Genomic DNA, 18,266 nt, shown 5'->3' with positions numbered 1-18,266 from the left:
ACGGAAAGATCCACTCCTGACGGGTCGCCGAGATCACCTGCACCCCGACATGATCCACCATGGACCGACCGCCGAGTTACGAGACGTCCTTTAGCCTAACCTTGGCCCCTTCGGGAGGGGTCGGCCGCGTCGTGGATCATGAAATAGGAAATGACTTCTGATCCGGAATGATCCGCGCTCTCATCTCAGTGATCAAGACTGCCATGAGCCGGACGGACGAGGTTTTCGGCACCAGCACCCGTCGCTGGCTGAGGCCGGGCTACCGGCCGCCAGCCGCCCGGATGCCATGATCGCAGGCATGACCGCCACGGCACGCCAGGAACCGCGCGACCGCGCCCGGCCACGTGCGCCCTGGCGTCCCCGGCTGCCGGTGCTGCTCGCCCTGCTCGTCGGGCTGGCCGGGGTCGGGTACCGGCTGGCGCTGCTGCTCGCCGACGCCCCGCCCACCAACAGCGACGAGGCGACCATGGGGCTGGCCGCCCTGCATATCGCCCGCGGGGAGGAATTCCCGATCTGGTTCTACGGGCAGGCCTACATGGGCACGCTCGAGGCGTACCTGGCCGCGCCGCTGGTCGCGCTCACCGGGCCGTCGGTGCTTGCGCTGCGGCTGCCCACCCTCGCGCTGTACGCGTTGTTCCTCGCCCTGTCCTGGCGGCTCACCCGTCGGCTCGGCGGCGACCCCTGGTTCGCCCTGCTGGTCATCGGCTTCCTCGCGCTCGGCTCCGACCGGGTGGTCAAGAACCAGCTCATCGCTGGGGGCGGCTACCCCGAGATGAACCCGGCCGGGGTGGCGCTCGCCCTGCTCACCGTCGCACTGTGCGCCAACGGAGCGGGTCGGCGGCTGCCCCGCTGGGCGGCCTGGGCGCTGGTGTCCGGGCTGATGCTCTGGGTCGACCCGCTGCTGCTGCCGTACATCCTCGGGACCGGCACGGTGCTGGTGGTGTGGCGCCGGCGGGAACTGGCCGGTCGGGCGGGGCTGGTCGTGGCGGGCGCGCTGCTGCTGGGCGCGGCGCCGATGCTGGTGGACAGCCTCCGGCACGGCCGCAACCCGCTCGCCGCGGTCCTGACCGCCAGCGGCGGGGAGGCGACGGCAAGCTGGGGCGAGCGGCTCTACGGCGGCCTGGTGCTCGGGCCGCCGCTCGGGATGGGCTTCTGCTCGCCGAGCCACTGCGCCACCTGGCAGCTCTGGTGGGCGCTCGCGTTCCCGGTCCTGCTGCTCCTCGCCATTCTGTCCGCTTGGCGCATCCTCCGCGCAGCGCGGGGGTCGACAGCAGATTTCGAAGCCCTGCCAGTCGCGAGGAACGGTGACGGTCCACGCCCCGGCGGGGCCGCAGTGGGAGACGACCAGCGGGTGTCGGCGGCGGTGCGGCTGGCGCTGCTGGCCGGGGCCGCAGCGGTGCTCGCGGCGTACGTGGTGAGCAGCGCGGCCGGGCGGACCCCTGTGGAGAGCTCCCGCTACCTCTCCTGCCTGGCGGTCGCGGCCCCCGCTCTGCTCTGGCCGCTGTGGCGTGCGGCCCGTCGACGCTCCGGGGTCCTCCGCGTGGTGGCGCCTGCCGTACTGGCGGCCATCCTCGGCACGGCCGCGGTGGCGACCGTCGAGGCGATCCGTACCGTGCCGGCCACCCACGCCGAGGCCGAGCGGCATCGCGCGCTCGTCGACGCCCTCGTCGAGCTGGGCGTACGGCACGTGCGTGGTGGCTACTGGACCTGCAACCGGCTTACCTATGCCACCGGTGAGAACGTGGTCTGCGCGGTGGTCGACGACGAGTTGCGCCCCGGCTTCGACCGGTTGCCCGCATACCGCCGGACGGTGGCGGCCGAACCCGACGCAGCCTGGGTCGCGCCGGTCGGCTCGCCGTTGGCCGCCCGGCTCGACCAGCGGCTCGGTCCCGAACCAGGCGCGTTCGACGTGGTCACCGTCGCCAACTGGCGGGTGTACCTGCCCCGCCCCTGAGGTCACGCCCAGGCCGGTGCACTTCTTCGTGGTCTGAATGCTGCCGGCGGCAGCTACGGCAACAGAAACACATAGCGCCACGACCACGCGTGTGCGTATCGCTGAATCAGTTCCTATTGCCACTCAAAGGAGCGCGGCGAAGTGGCGCGCCCCAATACCCAATTGAAGCCAGGCGCTGGCGTACGACCTGAGGACCACAAGTGGGGTACCTGCGGCCGTGGCTTCCAGTGTGACGAGGCGGACCGTGTCGGCGTGCGAGGGCACGATCACGGCGTTTGCGCCGGCGAGCCAGGCCGGGACCTCGTGCCAGGTGAGACCCGGCAGGAGAGTCACGCCGGGGCGTCTCGGCGGCCAGGGCTCGGCCTGCGGCGTACCTGTTCCTGGCTGCCGGCGGTCAGCTCGAACGGCGCGTCGGCGAGCGCGACCTCGATGGCCCGGTCGAGGTCGGGGATCAGGTCGAGTAGTTCAGCGACGCCATTCTCCGGCCCTGGGCGGGCGAGGACGCGGACGCAGCTTTGACCTCGGGAAGGAGCGACCGCATGTCGCGGCCGCGCCCTACCAACTCAGTCCCGCGTCTCGTCGACGTCGCAGACCTTCCAGTCGCCGTCCTCTTTGAGGAGGGTCATGGTGATGTTGCCGGTCCTGACCTCGCCGTCGTCGGTTCCGGTGAACTCCGCGGTCACGGTCGCCGAGTTCTCGCGCTCCCTGCTGGATGTGATCTCCCAGTCCAGCAGGCCTTCGTCGTCATCCCACGCGTTATCGTCATCGATTCTCTTCTGCTCGCTGGCGCAGATCACCGCCCGCAGGTCATCGACCTTTCTGTCCTGGATGGCGGTGAGGTACTTCTCCGCCACATCCTCGGCGTCGTCCTTGAACATGACCCGGTAACCGAAAACGCCAAAGCCGCAGCAGAGCAGGAGCAGCAATGCACCCGCCCCGGCGATCAGCCCATTCCTTGTGTTCTTCAAGATGATTATCGATCCATTGAGAGATACGGCATCGCCGGGAACAGCCCGGCGACGCCAGGCTAATAAGTACGTCGGGCGACGCCAGGTCTGATGAGCTGTCCGGCTGTGGCCATGACCGCATTAGGACAGGCCGGGTCAGCGCTCGTGGCGACCACGCGTCGCCATCCGCTGCTCAGCGCATTTCTGTAGCGACGTGTGCCCTGCTGTCGTGCTCCGTCGATCAAGACGTACGCCGCCCGTCCGTCGGATCGTCGTCACCCGCGCCAGACTGCTCGCAGCACCGCCTCCACGTCCGCCGTCGATATGCTGCCCGGCTCAGCGAGCTCAGCGGCGTCCGCCGCTGCGAGGATCGCGCCGGTGGCTACACGGGTGAGGCGGCGATGCTGCGGGGACACGAGCCCGAGCGCGACCGCGTTCTCGAAGAAGGCGTTCACCCATTCGTCAAGCCCGCCGCCGGTGACGGTGGCGAGGGCCTGGCGGAGCTCTGGAGCCTCGGCGAGGAGTGCGGAAAGTTGCTCCGCGCCTGCCCGGAACTCGGCCCAGAACGCCGTGGGATCGGGCTGCGTGGTCCAGTTGCCGAGCGCCGCAGCGACCTTCCTGATGGCGGCGGCGCGAACAGCGTCGATGAGGTCGGTCTTGCCGTCGAAGTAGTTGTATATCGCGGAGCGGGACAGGCCGGCTTCGTCGGCGATCTCATTGACCGACACGCCCGCGAGGCCGCGAATCGAGAGGTGTCGGGTGGCGACGGCGAGGATGCGCGCCTGCTCGTCGAGGGGCAGCCTGTGGAAGCGGGGAAGGGGCACGGGTGGGCCTTCCTAGGCGGTGACGGCGGCGGTCAACCGGCGCCCGATGAGAGCGGTGTGGCTCCAGTGCCAGGCCCAGACGGCGAGTGCGAGCACGCCCGACACCACGCCGACCGTTCCGGGAAGGAGCGAGGCGATCTGGAAGAGGCACCACGTTCCGCCGGCAACCGTCCATGCGCGGATGACGGAATCCGGTACGCGGCTGTCGCGGCGGAGGCTGCCGCCGAGGTCGGCGATGATGAAGAAGTCCTCGACGAAGTTGAACGGGATGGCGAACATCAACCAGACGGACCGTGGGGACCGCAGACGAGCTTCGGGAGCGACGCACTCTTGGAGCCGCTGCAGGTGCCGGCAGTAGAGGCCGACAAGGCCGAAGAACACAGCGGTCGCCGCGATCCCGCCCGGAACGCCGAACGCCGCGACTTCCCCGAGGATGCCCGCGCCCCAGGAGGGCGCCCAGAGCGGCTGGGTCAGCAGGGCGATCACAGGGACGGTGAGAAGGACGGTGAGTAGGGACACGCCGCAAGCCTAGACGCGCGTGGACAGGGTGTCCACGCAAGGTGTCCACAGCGCTTCCCGGGCCGCCGCCTTCGGGTTCCGGGCGCTTGAAGAGCTGGCGGGTCGAGGCGAGCCGGAAGCAGGTGGTCTCGGCCGCGTGCGTGCGATGGGGGCGGCTCGGGTTGACGGATCCGGCGCAGGCACGAATGGCCGTCGCCGTCGAGCGGCTGTCTATCCGTGGTCTGGACGTGGCGTGGCCGTGCCGCCCGAGGCCGTTTCGGGTTTCGTGTAGAGGATCTCGCGGGCCTGCTCTGCGGCGCGGCTGATGCTCTCGCCGACGAAGTCGACGAAGCGGGCGATGTTCTCCAGGCGGACGGCGGCCGGGGTGCCGGGGCCGAGAATGCTGACGCCCTGCCGGGCGGTCTGGGCGAGCTGGGCGTTGGCTCGGGCGGCGGGGATCATCGACTGGTACCAGACGTCGTCGTCGACGAGGTAGCGCGCGCGGCGGCGTTCGTCGCGTTCCCGGCGGACGAGGCCCTGGCTTTCGAGGAACGCGACCGCTTTGGAGACGGATGCCGGCCCGACCGCCCGGCGGCGCCGGAGGGTTTCTTGGCCGCAAATCAAGCCGGTGTGGGCGACAATCAGGGAGTGGACCGGGTGGTGGCGGTGCTTACCGGGTTACCGCCGGTCCTCGTCCTGGCACTGGTGTTCGTGTTGCCCGCCCTGGAGTCCTCGACCCTGCTCGGGCTGGTGGTACCGGGCGAGACGGCGATCCTGGTCGGGGGGCTCGTGGCGCACGCCGGTGAGCTGCCGCTGTGGGCGGTGGTCGTCGCCGGGACGGTTGGGGCGTGCCTGGGTGACCAGGTCGGCTACGCGCTGGGCCGACGGTACGGCCCGGGGATGCTTGCCCGAGCCTCCGGGTCGGCGCGCGGGCGCGCCGACGTCCGGCGTGCCCGCCGCCTGATCGCCCGGCGCGGTGCGTGGGCGGTGGTGGTGGGCCGCTGGGTGGCGGTCCTGCGGGCCGTGGTGCCGATGGTCGCCGGCGCCGGCGGGATGCCGTGGCCGCCGTTCCTGCGGGCGAACCTGGCCGGCGGGCTGGTGTGGGCGACGACCGTGGCGCTGCTCGGCTACCTGGGCGCGGCCTCCTACCATCGCCTGGAGCGTGAGCTGGGGATCGGCGAGTGGGCCCTGCTGGCCGTGATCGCCGCCGGCGTGGTGCTGTACGTGTGGCGGCGGCACCGTCGGGTCCGGCAGGGTTGGGCCGACCGCTGACGGGGCGCCAATCGTCCGCAGGGGTGCCCACGGCCGGGCTGCCCGGGCGGCGGGCACCGACCTGTTGCGTGAACACGGATCCAATCGGACCGAGGTGACCGGCAAGCGGGGATGGCGTGGCTGGCGTACCAAGCCAGCCGGAGGTCTGACTACTCGCCGGCCTGCCCGTCGATGCTTTCGCGCAGCAGGTCCAGGTGGCCGCAGTGACGCGCGGTCTCCTGGATCATGTGCGCGAGCGCGTACCGTAGCGTGAAGGAAACGTCGGTGGCCCGGGCGCGGTCGTCGAGGGCCGCGCCCGCTACGACTGCGGAGGACCGCGCGCACTCGGCCCGGTACGCCTCGACGATCTCAGCCAGCGAGTCCTCGGGGGCGAGAGCGAACGCACCGGGCTCGTCGTCGGTCCACGGCGGGGGCAACTCGTGACCGGCGAAGTCGATGCTGAACCAGTACCGTTCCACCCCGGTCAGGTGCTTGACCAGCCCGGCGGGGGTGAGCCCGGACGCGAGCACCGGCCGACCGGACGCCTGCTCGTCGGTGAGCCCGGCGACCTTGTTCACGACCGAGGCACGCAGGAAGTCAAGCAGGCCGGACAGGATCTCGCGTTCGCCTCCGTCCTCCGGAGGGCGGATGCGGGCCACGGGCGCGACGGATACGTTGGTCATCGGGGCACCGTAGTGTCGGACACCGACACTTTCGGGCGTCGGGACATCCAGGCCCCTTCGACAGCCGCCGTCGCGCACCGGCGTAGCTGAGGGCTTTCGTCCTTCCGGAGCGGCGACACGCCCAGCTCGCCTGCCTGCTCAACGACCTTCCATCTCCCCCTGTCGGCACTCGTCGGGCTGCCGTGGCGGTTCGGTCGCGCATTATGCGCTACACGGGATTCCTTCGCCACCCCTACCCGCCAGCGCCGCTGCCGGGTAGGTGACATTCCCACGCCATCGTCAGGCGTCAGTGACGCAGCGATTACCCGAGGATCCGGTGCCGGCCTGCGAATTTGCGTATCAATCGCGCCCGTCCTGACGCTCGGTGAACGCCGAAAATAGTGCTGTGATCCAGATCACTGATCATCCTGAGTGTTCGGGTCGACTTGGTCAACTACAGTCGGGAATCGCAAATCCGGTTTCTGATGAGCTGTTGTCCGGCATGGTGTCGGACGGAAATCATTGGGGGGATTGCCGAATGCCTGTGTTCCCACGGGGGGAAGCGGCTTTTTTGTCAAGTATTCGGAACGGGCAGTCAAATCCACCATCGCTCGATGAACAATCAAGAGCGGTAATCAAGGCGTGCATCGCCGAACTCGTCGCGCTGCTCGGCGAGGACGCGTCCACGGGCGGGTCCGCCCCGGACGGCGCGCTCGCCGGCGGCCCGACCCACCTGCCGCTCACCGACCTCCAGCAGGCGTATCTCATCGGTGAGCAGGGGGTCGCGGGCCATGCATCGCCGGCTCTCTACATCCAGGAGTACGCGTTCCCCGCCGCCACGCCGCCCGACCCGGAGCGTTTCGCCGATGCTCTCGGCCGGCTGCGGCAGGTGCGTCCCGTGCTCCGTACGCGCGTGATGCCGGAGGCCACGCAGCATTTCGCCCCAATAGCCGACGACCGGCCGGAATTGCTCGTGGACGTGCGCGATCTGTCGGCCTGCCGCATCGACGAAGTGCCCGGAAAACTGGAGCAACTGCGCCGCGAAATTGTGTCGGACATACCGCCGCACGGCGCCGGTCGACCCTTCCTTTTCCGATTCGTCCGACTGCCCGACGGCGGGACCAATCTGCAGGTCGCGCTACGACTGACGGTGTTCGACGGAGCCACGATCCAGTTGTTCTTCGCCGAGTTGGCCCGTTGTTACGTCGATCCCTCCCATCGGCCTGCGCCGGAGGCGGAGAGTTTCGCGGATTACCTCGTCGAGCAGGAACGCCGCAGGTCGCTGCCGGCCCGCCGGACGGCCGAGCGGTACTGGCGGTCCCGCCTGGACAGCCTGCCGCCCGCCCCCGATCTGCCGCGTGCCCTGGACACGCAGGCCGCCGAGCCCGACCGGGACGTGCCGCTGCACCGCGTGGCACACCAGCTAGACGTGGACGACTGGAAGCGGTTCCGACACCACGCCGCCGAGCAGGGGGTGTCGGCCGGCCTGGCGCTCTTCGCCCTCTACGTCGAGTGTCTGCTGCGCTGGTCCGGTGGTCAGTCCGGCACGGTGTCGGTGCTGTCCTCGGACCGGGTGACCGGCGCGCCGGGCCGGGAACGGATGTGGGGCAACGCCGCCAGCACGCTGCTGGTGACGTACGACGACATGCCCGGCTCCTTCGTCGAGCGGTGCCAGGCGCTGCAGAAGCAGTTGTACGACGACCTCGACGCGGGCGAGTTCTCCGGGGTCGCGGTCGGCCGGGAGCTCAACCGGCGCGACGGCAGCGTCGGCAACCCGGTGCCGGTGGTGTTCAGCAGCGGCCTCGACCTGGTGCCCGGCATCTCCGACGGCTTCCGGCTCGCGTTGCCGGCCGCCACGCTGGCGCACAGCGCCATCGCCACCCCCGAGGTACTCCTCGACCACCAGGTCTTCGAGTTCGACGGCGCGCTGGTGTGCAACTTCGACCACGACCGGTCGTCGTACCCGCCGGGCCTCGTCGACGACCTCGCCGAATACCACCGGCACCGGTTGCGGCAGCTCGCCGCGAACGCCGACGCGTGGACCGTGGCGGGCCCGCAGCCACTGCCCGACCGGCAGCTCGCCGACCGCCGGCGGGCGAACCGCACCGAGGCGCCCGGCCTGGCGGGCGAGCTGCACGAGGCGGCCGTCGACCAGATGCGCTGCCGGCCGGACGCCGTCGCGGTCGTCGACGCCGAGCGGAGCCTGACCTACGGCGAGCTCGACCGCCTGTCGGCGGCGCTGGCGGTCCGGCTGCGGGACGCGGGTGTGGGCGCGGATCCGGGGCGCACCGACCTGGTCGCCGTGCGGGTGCCCAAGTCGTGGCAGCAGCCGGTCGCCGTGCTCGGCGTCCTGCGGGCGGGCGGCGCGTACCTGCCGGTCGGTCCGACCTGGCCGGAGGCGCGGGTCGGCGAGGTGCTGCGGCAGAGCGGCGCGACCGCGGTCGTCGCCGTCGACGCCGCGCCGCTCGACGGGCTGCCCGACCTGCCCGTCGTCGCGGTGCCGACGGACGGCGGCACCGGCCCCGGCGGCACCGCCCCCGACGGCCTGGGCGGCGACCTGCGGCGCACCGCCTACGTCATCTACACCTCCGGCTCCACCGGCGCCCCGAAGGGCGTGGTGATCTCCCACGGGGCGGCGACCAACACCCTGCGGGACCTGACGCGACGGCTGGCCCTGACGTCGGCCGACCGGGTGCTCGCGGTGTCCTCGCTCGCGTTCGACCTGTCGGTCTTCGACATCTTCGCCGTCCTGGGCGCCGGTGGCACGGTGGTCGTGCCCGCCCACAGCGACGTGCCCGACCCGGAGCAGTGGGGGGAGCTGTGCCGACAGCACGGCATCACGCTCTGGAACTCGGTGCCCGCCCTGTTCTCCGTCACGCTGGAATACCTGGCCGGCCGGGCGCCGGAGATGCTGCGCGCGCTGCGGCTCGTCATGCTCAGCGGCGACTGGGTGCCGCTGCCGCTGCTCGACCGGATCGCTGAGGCGTGCCCCACGGCGCGGGTCATGGCCGCCGGCGGGGCGACCGAGGCGTCCATCTGGTCCAACTACTTCTGGACGGAGGACCTGACGGCGGGCTGGTCGAGCGTCCCGTACGGCCATCCGCTGGCCAACCAGACCATGCACGTGCTGGACCGGCAGCTCGCCGACGCGCCGGCGTGGGTGCCCGGCGACCTCTACATCGGCGGGGTCGGGGTGGCCGACGGCTACCGGAACGCGCCCGACCTGACCCGGGCCTCCTTCTCCGCCGACCCGGTGACCGGCGAGCGGCGGTACCGCACCGGGGACCGGGCGCGGTACTGGCCCGGCGGCATCCTGGAGTTTCTGGGCCGCCAGGACGACCAGGTGAAGGTGGGCGGGCACCGCATCGAGCTCGGCGAGATCGAGATCCGGCTGTCCGACCATCCCGACGTGCGCAAGGCGGTCGCGGTGGTGGCCGCCGGGCGGGGCGAGTCGTACCTGGCGGCGTTCGTCATCCCGGCACCGGGTTGCGCCGCTCCGGACCCGGCCGCGCTGCGGTCGCACCTCGCCGCCGAGCTGCCGTCGTACATGGTGCCCGCCGTCGTCACCGTGGTCGACACGGTGCCGCTGACGGCGAACGGCAAGGTCGACCGCAAGGCACTGGTCGCGCGGCTGGCCGCCGGTCCCGTCGTACGCGGAACGGACCAGGCGGTCGTCGCGCCGCGCACGGCGGACGAGGCCCGGCTGCTCAGCCTGTGGCAGGAACTGCTCGGCCCGGACGTACGCGGGGTCACGGACGACTTCTTCGCCCTCGGCGGCAATTCCCTGCTCGCGGTCCGGTTGTTCCACCGGATCAGGGCGAGCTTCGGCCGGACTCTGCCCCTGGCGTCGCTGATGCGCAGCCGCACCGTCGCCGACCAGGCGGGCCTGCTGCGGGCCGAGCAGCACCCGCACGGCGGTACGCCGCTGGTGCGCATCAAGGACGGCGATCACGCCCGCACCCTGGTGCTGGTCCACCCGGTGGGCGGCGACGTGCTCTGCTACGAGCCGCTGGTCGAGGCGCTCGACCGGCACGCGATCACGGCCGGGGCCACCGTGTACGGGCTGCGGGCGGCCGGCCTGCAACCCGGCGAGGAGCCGCCGGCCGACATGACGGAGCTGGCCGGCCGGTACGGCGACGCCCTCTGCGACGTGCTGCCGGAGGGCGCGAACGTGCACCTCGTCGGCTGGTCGATGGGCGGCACCGTGTCGGCGCGCGTCGCCGGGCTGGTGGCGGAGCAGGGGCGGCGGGTCCGCTCGGTCACCGCGATCGACTCGTTCACGGGCCGGCCGGAGGCCGCGGCCGTGAGCCTCCGACAGCGGCTCGCCGGCTTCTTCACCGACCTGGCGCAGGGCGAGGACATCAGCGGCCACCTGCCCGCGGAGGTGCCCGCCGGCGAGCTGCCGGCGGCCCTGTGCGCCCTGCAGGACGCGCTGGTCCGGGCGGGTCTGCTCGCCGCGCCGCTCGACGCCGACGACCTGGGGCGGCTGTTCGGCGTCTACCGCCGCAACTCCGAGATCCTGGAGGGACACCGGCCGGGCGCGCCGCACGAGCGGCTCCTGCTGCTGCGGGCGCGGGAGACCCGGCGCGACGCCTTCCCCGGCCTGGTGCCGCTCGACGAGATCCTGCCGGGCGCCGCCGACCCGCACCTGGTCGACGGGACCCACTACTCGGTCATGCGCCCCGGTCGGGTCGCCGAGGTCGCCGCCCTCGTCGCGGCGCACATCGCCGCGGCGGAGGAGCCGCTGCCCGACGAACCTGACGCCGAGCCGTACTACCTGCGCGGAAAGCTCTGGTGCTGACCCGGCCCGTCACGGCCCTCCGACGACAGCCCGGCGGCGTGCCTCACCGGAACACCGACGAGGCAGGCGCGGCACCCGGACGCAGGGCGGCCGGACACCACCTGGCCGACCTTGACCAACTGTTCAGCTCACGAAGCGAAGGGACCACGCGATGACCAGGACCGACAGCAAACCCGAGATCTGGAACTCCGGCACGTTCGACGTGATGCGGCGCAAGCTCATCCCCTCCTTCGACCTCATCTACGCCAGCGCGGTGCACGCGGTCGTCGAGACCGTCCCGGAGACGGCCCGCGTCCTCGACCTCGGCGCCGGCACCGGACTGCTCGGCGGCGCCGTCCTGGAGCAGCTCCCGCAGGCCGAGCTGACCCTGGTCGACCACTCGGACGCGATGCTCGCCAAGGCGCGGGAGCGGTTCGCCGGCAACCCCCGCGTCACGGTGCTGGTGTGCGACATGAAGGACCCGCTGCCGGCCGGCCCCTTCGACGCGGTCGTCTCCGGCCTGGCGATCCATCACCTCACCCACGAGGACAAGCAGGACCTCTTCCAGCGCATCCGCGAGGTGCTCACCCCGCAGGGCGTGTTCGTCAACGTCGAGCAGCTGGCCGGTCCGAACCCGCAGGTCGAGGCGATGTACGACTTGCAGCACGAGGCGCACGTGCAGCGCGCGGAGTGCCCGCCCGACGAGTGGGCCGCGGGCCGCGACCGGATGAAGCTCGACATCTGCGCCACGCTGGAGGACCAGCTGGAGTGGCTGCGCAAGGCCGGATTCGGGCAGGTCGACTGCCTGGCCAAGGACTGGCGCTTCGGCACCTACGCGGCGTGGGTGGCGGCATGACCGCGGTGCTCTGCCAGGCGGTGGCCGACGTCGCGGCGCGCCGCCCGGACCATGTGGCCGTCGTCGACGTCGACGGCAGCCAGATCCGCTACCGGGAGCTGGTCGCGCTCGGCGAGCGGCTCGCCGCCGGGCTGTACGCCAGGGGGGTCCGGGCCGGCGACACGGTCGCCTTCGCCCTGCCCAACAGCGTCCGCTACGTCGCGCTGATCATGGCCGTCGCCCGGGTCGGCGCCCGGTACGTGCCGCTGATGCGCAACTTCACCGCCGCCGACACGGAACGGGCCGTCGGGCAGGCGCGGCCGGTGCTCCTGGTCGCCGGGCGGGAGCACCACGTCGCCCCGGGGACGGTGCCGGTCGTGTCGCTGGACGACCTCGACACCGACGCGCCGCCGGCGCCCGACGAGCCGCACGCCGGCCTGTTCCGCCAGCTGTGGACCTCCGGCTCCACCGGCTTCCCGAAGATGATGGTGTGGCGGCAGGACAAGTTCGTCGCCGAGCGCCGGCGCTGGCTCGCCGACACCGGCATCGTGGCCGACGACGTCTTCTACTGCCGGCACCCGTTGGACGTCGCGCACGCCACCGACCTGCACGTCTTCGCCGCCCTGCTCAGCGGCGCCCGGCTGGTGCTGGCCGACCCGGACGACTCGCCGCAGGCGTACCTCGACCGGTTGCAGCGGGAGCGGGCGACGGTGATGAGCGCGCTGCCCGCGCACTACGAGATGCTCGTGCGGGCCGGCGCCGACGCACAGGTGGACCTGTCGAGGTTGCGTCGCCCGCTCTGCGGCGGCGCCTACCTCAGCCCGGACGTGGTGCGCGCCGCCGCGGACACGCTGGGCGTCCACATCCGGCAGATCTACGGTTCGACCGAGTTCGGCCTCGCGCTGGGCAACATGGCCGACGAGTTGCAGACGAGCGGGGCAATGCCGCCCGTACGCGGCGTCGGCGCCCGGCTCGCGCCGCTGGTGGACGAGCACACGGGCATCGGCGAGCTGGTGCTGCGCTCCGACTGCACCAGCGAGGGCTACCTCTTCGCCGACGCGGCGAACGCGCGCACGTTCCGGGACGGGGAGTTCTGGACGGGCGACGTGGCGCAGGAGGTCGGCGACGGCGCGTTCCGGATCATCGGCCGGGTCTCGGAGGTGCTGTCCACGCCGGACGGACCGGTGCTGGCTCCCGTGCTGGACGCCGAGTGCCGCGCGGCCAGTCCCGGCACGCAGGTGGTGAGCCTGCCGCTCGATCCGGGTGAGCTGACCGACCGGGTGCTCGTCGCGGTCCGCCCGGGCCCCGGCGTCGCTGCCGAGGATGCGGTCCGGCAGGTCACCGCCGTCCTGGCCGGGCACCGGCTGGCGGCGACGGTGCGCCTCGTGGACGAGATCCCGCACACGCCGGTGGGCAAGATCGACAAGCCTGCCCTGCGCCGCCAGTTCGAGCTGGTGAGCCGGTGATGCGCGCCGAGATCCACGGCGCCGGGCCGACTCTCGTCCTCGTCCCGGGCCTCGCCGCCAGCCGACACTTCTTCGACACCACCGTGGCGGACCTCGGCCGCGACCACCGGGTGGTGACCGTCGACCTGCCGGGGCACGGCGACGCGCCCGCCCCGGCGCAGCCGCCCACCCTGTCCGACTGCGCCGCCGCGCTGCACGAGGTCGTCGAGGGCCTCGGCTCCGACGACGTGACGCTGCTGGGCTGGTCACTGGGCGCGACCGTCGCCTGGACCTACCTGGAGACGTTCGGCACCCGGCGGGTCCGCCGGTTGATCAGCGTGGAGCAGACGCCGTGGCTGCTCGCCGACGACGGCTGGCCGTACGCGGCGTTCGGCTCCCTCGACCGGGCCGGGGCCACGTCGCTGCTCGGCGACGTGCGCGGCGACTGCGGTGCGTTCGCCGAGAACCTGGTCCGCGGTTCCTTCGCCGTCGACGGTCCCGCCCCGGCCCCGGCGCTCGTCGCGGACCTCGTCCGGCAGGCCCGTGGCGCCGACGCCGACGCCGTCGCCGGCCTGCTGTCCGACGTGCTCACGCAGGACTGGCGGGAGCGGGTGACCGGCCTGCGGCTGCCCACCCTGCTCGTCCACGGCCGCCGCAGCGCGGTCTACCCGCCGGAGGTCGGCAACTGGCTGGCCAAGGCCATGCCGGACGCCCGCGTGGAGTTCCTCGACCACTCCGGTCACCTGTGTTTCCTCGAGGAGCCCGAGGCGTTCGCCGCCGCTGTCCGCGGTTTCCTGACCAGTGAGGAGAAGCAATCATGACGCCCGCCCCCACCCAGCTGGCCCGCCGGCTCTGCTGGATCTACCCCGACCGCGGCACGGTACGCCAGCGGGCGGCGGAGGCAGCCGCCATCTGGACGACCTACACGGAGATCGCCAAGGACTGCGGCCTCGCCATGTCCCTGCACAAGGCGGAGGCGCTGGCGGTCGAGGCCGTCGGCGACGAGCCCCGGGTGTTCCTCGACGGCGAGCGGATCACCCCGGAGGACACCATCCTGGTCACCTCGCTGTGGTCGCTGCCGCACCAGGTGCAGGAGGTCTGCAACCAGCTGTTCGCGTACTCGATCGTCGAGCAGGCGGGCTTCTACCTGCCCATCCATCCGCGCATGTCGTACATCACGACGGACAAGATGGCCACGATGCTGTACCTGCGGGACTGCCCCGTCCCGCGGGTGCCCACCGTGCGCATCGGCACCGGCCGCGACTCGATCAGCCGGCACTACGAGCCGGTGCTGGAGAAGCTCGACTTCCCCATGCTGGTCAAGCCCGCGTACTGGGGCATGGGCCAGGGCGTCTGCCTCGCCAACAACGAGCACGAGCTGCGCGGGCTGATCGGCCTGGCCGGCGGCGCCGACACGGCCGTGGTCGTCCAGCCCTACCTGGGCACCGGCGTCAACGACTTCCGGGTGTACGTCATCGACGGCAAGGCGCACACCGTGCTGCGCCGGATCCCGCAGGGGGAGTCGCTGACCGCGAACCTGGTCAACGGGGGGCGGCTGGAGTACCCGCCGCTGCCGGAGGAGCTGGAGAGCTCCATCGACTACATCGCCGAAAAGCTCCAGATGCCGTACTTCGCGGCCGACTTCCTCTGGGACGGCAACCAGTTCTGGCTGTCCGAGGTGGAACCGGACGGCGCGGTCGGGTACGCCACCACCGAGGAGATCGCCAAGATCCAGCGACCGGTGATCGAGTCGCGGTTCCGCGCGTACATCGCGGCGCACGCCGCGTGGATCGCCCGCGAGGGAGGCGCGGCATGACCGCGACGATCGGGAACCTGCCCTGGGCGGACGTGCTGGCCCAGGCGCGCGGCCTGGACGGGCGCGGCGGCGCGCCGGTGCCGCCGGACGCCGCCGCCCTGTCCGACCTGGCGGTGAGCGGCCCGGCGGAGATCGTGGCGGTGACCCGGGAGCTGGCCCGGGAGACGGGCAGCGCGCTGATGTCCAGCGGCGGCACCACCGGCAAGCCGAAGCTCACCTACGTGCCGTACCACCAGGCGGTGGAACGGGTGCTGCGGGAGTGGCGGCCGCTGCGGCCCGACAACGTGCTGCTCAACCTCTTCAACCCGGGCCGGCTGTGGGCGTCGCACTACTACATCCACGCCCTCGCCGAGCGGTCGCGGTGCACGGTGCTGCCGTCCGGGGCCTACGCGCCCGAGGACGTGGGCAACTGGGTCCCGATGTTCCGCGAGATCGGCGTCGACGCGCTCACCGGCACCCCGAGCGCGCTGGCCGACTTCGCGGAGGGCGTGATCGCGGCGAACGAGACGCTGCCGATCCGCACCATCATCTGGCTGGCCGAGCCGTGGACCGACGCCAAGCACCGGGTCGTCCAGAAGGCGTTCCCGGAGGCGGAGTACTGGGCCAACTACGGCTCGGTGGAGACGTACATCATCGCCACCAACACCCCCGCGTGCGACCTGCAGACCCTGCACGTCATGCCCGACCAGATGCTCGAGCTGGAGGAGGAGGGCGCGCTGCTGACCCGGCGTGGCACGGGCTGGACGATGCCGGCGGTGCGTTACCGTCTCGGTGACCGGCTGGCGTCCGCCGAGTGCCGGTGCGGTCGTCCCGACGGCCTGCGGGTCCTGGGGCGGGCGGACGACGCGGTGAGCCTGCGCAGTGCCCTGTTCAGCGTCGGTGAGGTGGTGTCGTCCGCGCGCACCCTGCCCGGCGTGGAGGAGGCCCAGCTCGTCCTGACCCGCGACACCGAGTCGCCGAGGGCCGCCACCGCGCTGACGCTGGAGTATTCCGGGGGCGCCGACGCCGAGGACGTACTGGCTCACCTGACCGCCCAGTTCTACCACCTGGCGGCGGTGCACCGGCAGGTTCCGGGGGCGATCACCGCCCGCCGGGTCGACAAGGTGAGTCGCGTCGAGCGCACCAACAAGGTGCCGCCCGCAATCTGGAGGCAGTGAGTGACGTCCGAAGCCCTGCAGCAGGAGGCCGCCGCCCGTGGGGGATGGCGGGAGAATCCGTGGGTCAGTCTCGTGGTGCTGGCCCTCGGGTTCTTCCTGACGATGCTCGACGTGTCCATCGTCAACATCGCCATCCCCGACATCCGCGCGGACTTCGGCGCCTCGCTGCCGACGGTGCTGTGGTCGGTCAACGCGTACGTGCTGGTGGTGGCCGTACTGCTGATCACCGCCGGCCGGCTCGGTGACCTCTTCGGTCCGCGCCGGCTGTTCGTCGTGGGCATCGCCGTCTTCACGGTGTTCAGCCTGCTCTGCGGGCTGGCCCAGAGCCCGGGCCAGCTGATCGCGGCCCGGGCCGTGCAGGGCCTCGGCGCGGCGCTTCTGCTGCCGCAGACGATGGCCATGATCGTGAGCCTGTTCCCGCCCACCCGGCGGGGCCTGGCCATGGGCATCTGGGGTGCGGTCGGCGGCGTGGCGGCCGTCGCGGGCCCGTCCGTCGGCGGCCTGCTGGTCACCACCCTCGACTGGCGGTGGATCTTCCTGGTCAACGTGCCGATCGGTGTCGCGGCGGTGGTCCTGGCCCTCGTCGCCGTGCCGGACCTGCGCTTCGACCGCCGGCACCGGCTCGACATCGGCGGCATCGTGCTGGCCTCCGCCGCCCTGTTCTGCCTGGCCTTCCCGCTCATGGAGGGGGAACGGTTCGACTGGGCGCCGTGGACGCTGGTCATGATCGCGGCGGCGGTCGCCCTCGGACTGGCGTTCGTCTGGCACGAGCGCGGTCGGCAGGACCGGGAACCCCTGGTGCCGTTCGTGCTCCTCGGCATCCGCTCGTACTCCACGATGGTCGTCGTGGCCGCGGCGGTCTCCTTCGGGATCATCGGCTTCATGCTGCTGATGACCCTGTTCTTCCAGTCGGTACTGGGCTTTTCCGCCCTGGCCGCGGGCCTGGCGCTGGCGCCCCCGGCGCTGATCTCCACCCTGCTCGCGCCGTTCGCCGGGAAGATCACCGACCGGCTCGACGGCCGGGTGGTCCTGCTCGGCGGCCTGCTGTTCACCGTCGCCGGCATGGGCTGGGCCGCCGCGGTGATGCGGCTCGACGCGGCCTGGCTGACCTTCCTCGGCCCGATGGTGGTGATCGGGCTGGGCAACGGGCTGCTGATCGCGCCGATGGCCGCGGTGGCGATGCGCGAGGTGCAGCCAGCCCTGGCCGGCGCCGCGTCGGGCCTGCTGAACACCGTCCGCCAGCTCGGGCCGGTCGCGGCGGTCACGCTGGTGGGCCTGCTGCTGGCGCAGCGGTTGTCGGCGTGGGCGGACGGCGCCGCGCCGGTGGACCGGTACGCGGAGGCGCTGCGGCTGGGGATGGTGCTGCCGGTGGCGGCGATCCTCGTCGGCGTCCTCGCCTGCCTGCCCGGCGCGCTGCGCACGATCCGTGGGACCTCAGGAGGAGGATCGGCATGAAGGTGGGCTTCTGGTTCGACCCGCTCTGCCCCTGGGCGTGGATCTCGTCGCAGTGGCTGGTGCAGGTGCAGCAGGTCCGCGGGATCGAGCCGTGCTGGGACCTGATGAGCCAGGCGATCCTCTACGAGAACCAGGACCTGACGCCGGAGCAGCGGGACACGGTGCGGGAGATGATCAAGCCGCTCCGGGTGCTGGCCGCCGCCGAGCAGCGCTACGACGGCGAGGCCGTGCCGCTGCTGTACGCGGCGCTGGGCGTGCGGTTCCACGACCGGGGCCTGCGTCATCGCCTGGACGTGCTGCCGGAGACGGTGGGCGACGCGCTGCGGGCCGCCGGCCTCGACCCCGCGCTGGCGGCGGCGATGGAGAGCACCGAGTTCGACGGGCGGATCCGCCAGTCGCACGAGGAGGCGGTGAGCCGGGTGGGGCCCGACGCGGGGACCCCGGTCGTCGAGGTGGACGGGCCGGACGGGCGCGTCGCGTTCTTCGGCCCGGTGGTGTCGCCCGCCCCGCGCGGCGAGGCCGCCGGCCGCCTCTGGGACGGGCTGGTCCTGATCGCCGGTACGCCCGGCTTCTCCGAGCTGAAGCGCTCCCGCACCCAGGGGCCGATCTTCGACTGACCCCTTTTCGCTGATCCGAAGACCT

Annotated in this window: 15 protein-coding genes and 1 pseudogene; 10 read left to right on the top strand and 6 right to left on the bottom strand. The window is 72.1% G+C overall.

All coding sequences use genetic code 11. The annotated features are described in order from the left end of the window. Positions 1 to 298 precede the first annotated feature (298 nt). Positions 299 to 1,954, top strand: a complete 1,656-nt coding sequence (locus ABT006_RS32755) for a glycosyltransferase family protein (protein WP_350712351.1) — start codon at positions 299 to 301, stop codon at positions 1,952 to 1,954. 123 nt (positions 1,955 to 2,077) lie between these two features. Here ABT006_RS32755 and ABT006_RS32750 read toward each other — a convergent pair whose 3' ends face one another. The 5 genes and pseudogenes from ABT006_RS32750 to ABT006_RS32730 all read right to left on the bottom strand — a co-directional run. Next, positions 2,078 to 2,287, bottom strand: a complete 210-nt coding sequence (locus ABT006_RS32750) for a glycosyltransferase (protein WP_350712350.1) — start codon at positions 2,285 to 2,287, stop codon at positions 2,078 to 2,080. Between the two features lie 230 nt (positions 2,288 to 2,517). Further along, positions 2,518 to 2,922, bottom strand: a complete 405-nt coding sequence (locus ABT006_RS32745; protein ID WP_466025431.1) for an Rv0361 family membrane protein — start codon at positions 2,920 to 2,922, stop codon at positions 2,518 to 2,520. A 254-nt stretch (positions 2,923 to 3,176) separates the two neighbouring features. Then, positions 3,177 to 3,725: a TetR/AcrR family transcriptional regulator gene (locus tag ABT006_RS32740; protein ID WP_350712348.1), complete on the bottom strand. Its 549-nt coding sequence runs from the start codon at positions 3,723 to 3,725 to the stop codon at positions 3,177 to 3,179. A 12-nt stretch (positions 3,726 to 3,737) separates the two neighbouring features. Then, positions 3,738 to 4,211 (bottom strand): hypothetical protein, encoded by a 474-nt coding sequence (locus ABT006_RS32735; RefSeq protein WP_350712347.1) that lies wholly within the window; start codon positions 4,209 to 4,211, stop codon positions 3,738 to 3,740. 243 nt (positions 4,212 to 4,454) lie between these two features. Beyond that, positions 4,455 to 4,817: pseudogene (locus ABT006_RS32730) on the bottom strand (MarR family transcriptional regulator); the annotation flags it as partial. 54 nt (positions 4,818 to 4,871) lie between these two features. Between ABT006_RS32730 and ABT006_RS32725 the strand changes: the two are divergent. Next, a complete protein-coding gene (locus ABT006_RS32725; RefSeq protein ID WP_350712346.1) occupies positions 4,872 to 5,495 on the top strand; it encodes a DedA family protein in 624 nt (207 codons plus the stop codon). Positions 5,496 to 5,644: 149 nt separating this feature from the next. On the opposite strand, the gene ABT006_RS32720 is transcribed toward ABT006_RS32725, so the two are convergent. Further along, positions 5,645 to 6,157, bottom strand: coding sequence for a DinB family protein (locus ABT006_RS32720; protein WP_350712345.1), 513 nt, complete (start codon positions 6,155 to 6,157; stop codon positions 5,645 to 5,647). 550 nt (positions 6,158 to 6,707) lie between these two features. On the opposite strand from ABT006_RS32720, the gene ABT006_RS32715 reads away from it, so the two are divergent. The 8 genes from ABT006_RS32715 to ABT006_RS32680 all read left to right on the top strand — a co-directional run bounded on the left by ABT006_RS32715 (position 6,708) and on the right by ABT006_RS32680 (position 18,241). After that, on the top strand, positions 6,708 to 10,937 hold the full coding sequence (locus tag ABT006_RS32715) for a non-ribosomal peptide synthetase (protein ID WP_350712344.1): 4,230 nt from the start codon (positions 6,708 to 6,710) through the stop codon (positions 10,935 to 10,937). Positions 10,938 to 11,088: 151 nt separating this feature from the next. Next, positions 11,089 to 11,772, top strand: a complete 684-nt coding sequence (locus ABT006_RS32710) for a class I SAM-dependent methyltransferase (protein WP_350712343.1) — start codon at positions 11,089 to 11,091, stop codon at positions 11,770 to 11,772. Continuing rightward, positions 11,769 to 13,217, top strand: a complete 1,449-nt coding sequence (locus tag ABT006_RS32705) for a class I adenylate-forming enzyme family protein (RefSeq protein WP_350712342.1) — start codon at positions 11,769 to 11,771, stop codon at positions 13,215 to 13,217. Before ABT006_RS32710 ends, ABT006_RS32705 begins: the two co-directional genes overlap by 4 nt. Continuing rightward, complete coding sequence (locus tag ABT006_RS32700; RefSeq protein WP_350712341.1) at positions 13,217 to 14,017, top strand: alpha/beta fold hydrolase; 801 nt, start codon at positions 13,217 to 13,219, stop codon at positions 14,015 to 14,017. The genes ABT006_RS32705 and ABT006_RS32700 overlap by 1 nt, the downstream gene beginning before the upstream one ends. Next, entirely contained in the window at positions 14,014 to 15,012 is a 999-nt protein-coding gene (locus ABT006_RS32695) for an ATP-grasp domain-containing protein (RefSeq protein ID WP_350712340.1), read from the top strand. The genes ABT006_RS32700 and ABT006_RS32695 overlap by 4 nt, the downstream gene beginning before the upstream one ends. Then, complete coding sequence (locus ABT006_RS32690; RefSeq protein WP_350712339.1) at positions 15,009 to 16,169, top strand: AMP-binding protein; 1,161 nt, start codon at positions 15,009 to 15,011, stop codon at positions 16,167 to 16,169. The genes ABT006_RS32695 and ABT006_RS32690 overlap by 4 nt, the downstream gene beginning before the upstream one ends. Further along, positions 16,170 to 17,624, top strand: a complete 1,455-nt coding sequence (locus ABT006_RS32685; protein ID WP_350712338.1) for an MFS transporter — start codon at positions 16,170 to 16,172, stop codon at positions 17,622 to 17,624. After that, on the top strand, positions 17,621 to 18,241 hold the full coding sequence (locus ABT006_RS32680; protein WP_350712337.1) for a mycothiol-dependent nitroreductase Rv2466c family protein: 621 nt from the start codon (positions 17,621 to 17,623) through the stop codon (positions 18,239 to 18,241). Before ABT006_RS32685 ends, ABT006_RS32680 begins: the two co-directional genes overlap by 4 nt. Positions 18,242 to 18,266 lie beyond the last annotated feature (25 nt).

This window comes from Micromonospora sp. NPDC002717 (genome assembly GCF_040295705.1).
In the GTDB taxonomy this organism is placed as follows: domain Bacteria; phylum Actinomycetota; class Actinomycetes; order Mycobacteriales; family Micromonosporaceae; genus Micromonospora.
The sequence above is the reverse complement of the archived record's forward strand: the minus strand, read 5'-3'. Positions and strand labels throughout refer to the sequence as shown.

What these genes read in the sequence shown, in the direction of transcription:
- ABT006_RS32755 (WP_350712351.1), top strand. Translation starts at nt 299, where the DNA reads ATGACCGCCACGGCACGCCAGGAACCGCGCGACCGCGCCCGGCCACGT.
- ABT006_RS32720 (WP_350712345.1), bottom strand. Translation starts at nt 6,157, where the DNA reads ATGACCAACGTATCCGTCGCGCCCGTGGCCCGCATCCGCCCTCCGGAG.
- ABT006_RS32710 (WP_350712343.1), top strand. Translation starts at nt 11,089, where the DNA reads ATGACCAGGACCGACAGCAAACCCGAGATCTGGAACTCCGGCACGTTC.
- ABT006_RS32705 (WP_350712342.1), top strand. Translation starts at nt 11,769, where the DNA reads ATGACCGCGGTGCTCTGCCAGGCGGTGGCCGACGTCGCGGCGCGCCGC.
- ABT006_RS32700 (WP_350712341.1), top strand. Translation starts at nt 13,217, where the DNA reads ATGCGCGCCGAGATCCACGGCGCCGGGCCGACTCTCGTCCTCGTCCCG.
- ABT006_RS32695 (WP_350712340.1), top strand. Translation starts at nt 14,014, where the DNA reads ATGACGCCCGCCCCCACCCAGCTGGCCCGCCGGCTCTGCTGGATCTAC.
- ABT006_RS32690 (WP_350712339.1), top strand. Translation starts at nt 15,009, where the DNA reads ATGACCGCGACGATCGGGAACCTGCCCTGGGCGGACGTGCTGGCCCAG.
- ABT006_RS32680 (WP_350712337.1), top strand. Translation starts at nt 17,621, where the DNA reads ATGAAGGTGGGCTTCTGGTTCGACCCGCTCTGCCCCTGGGCGTGGATC.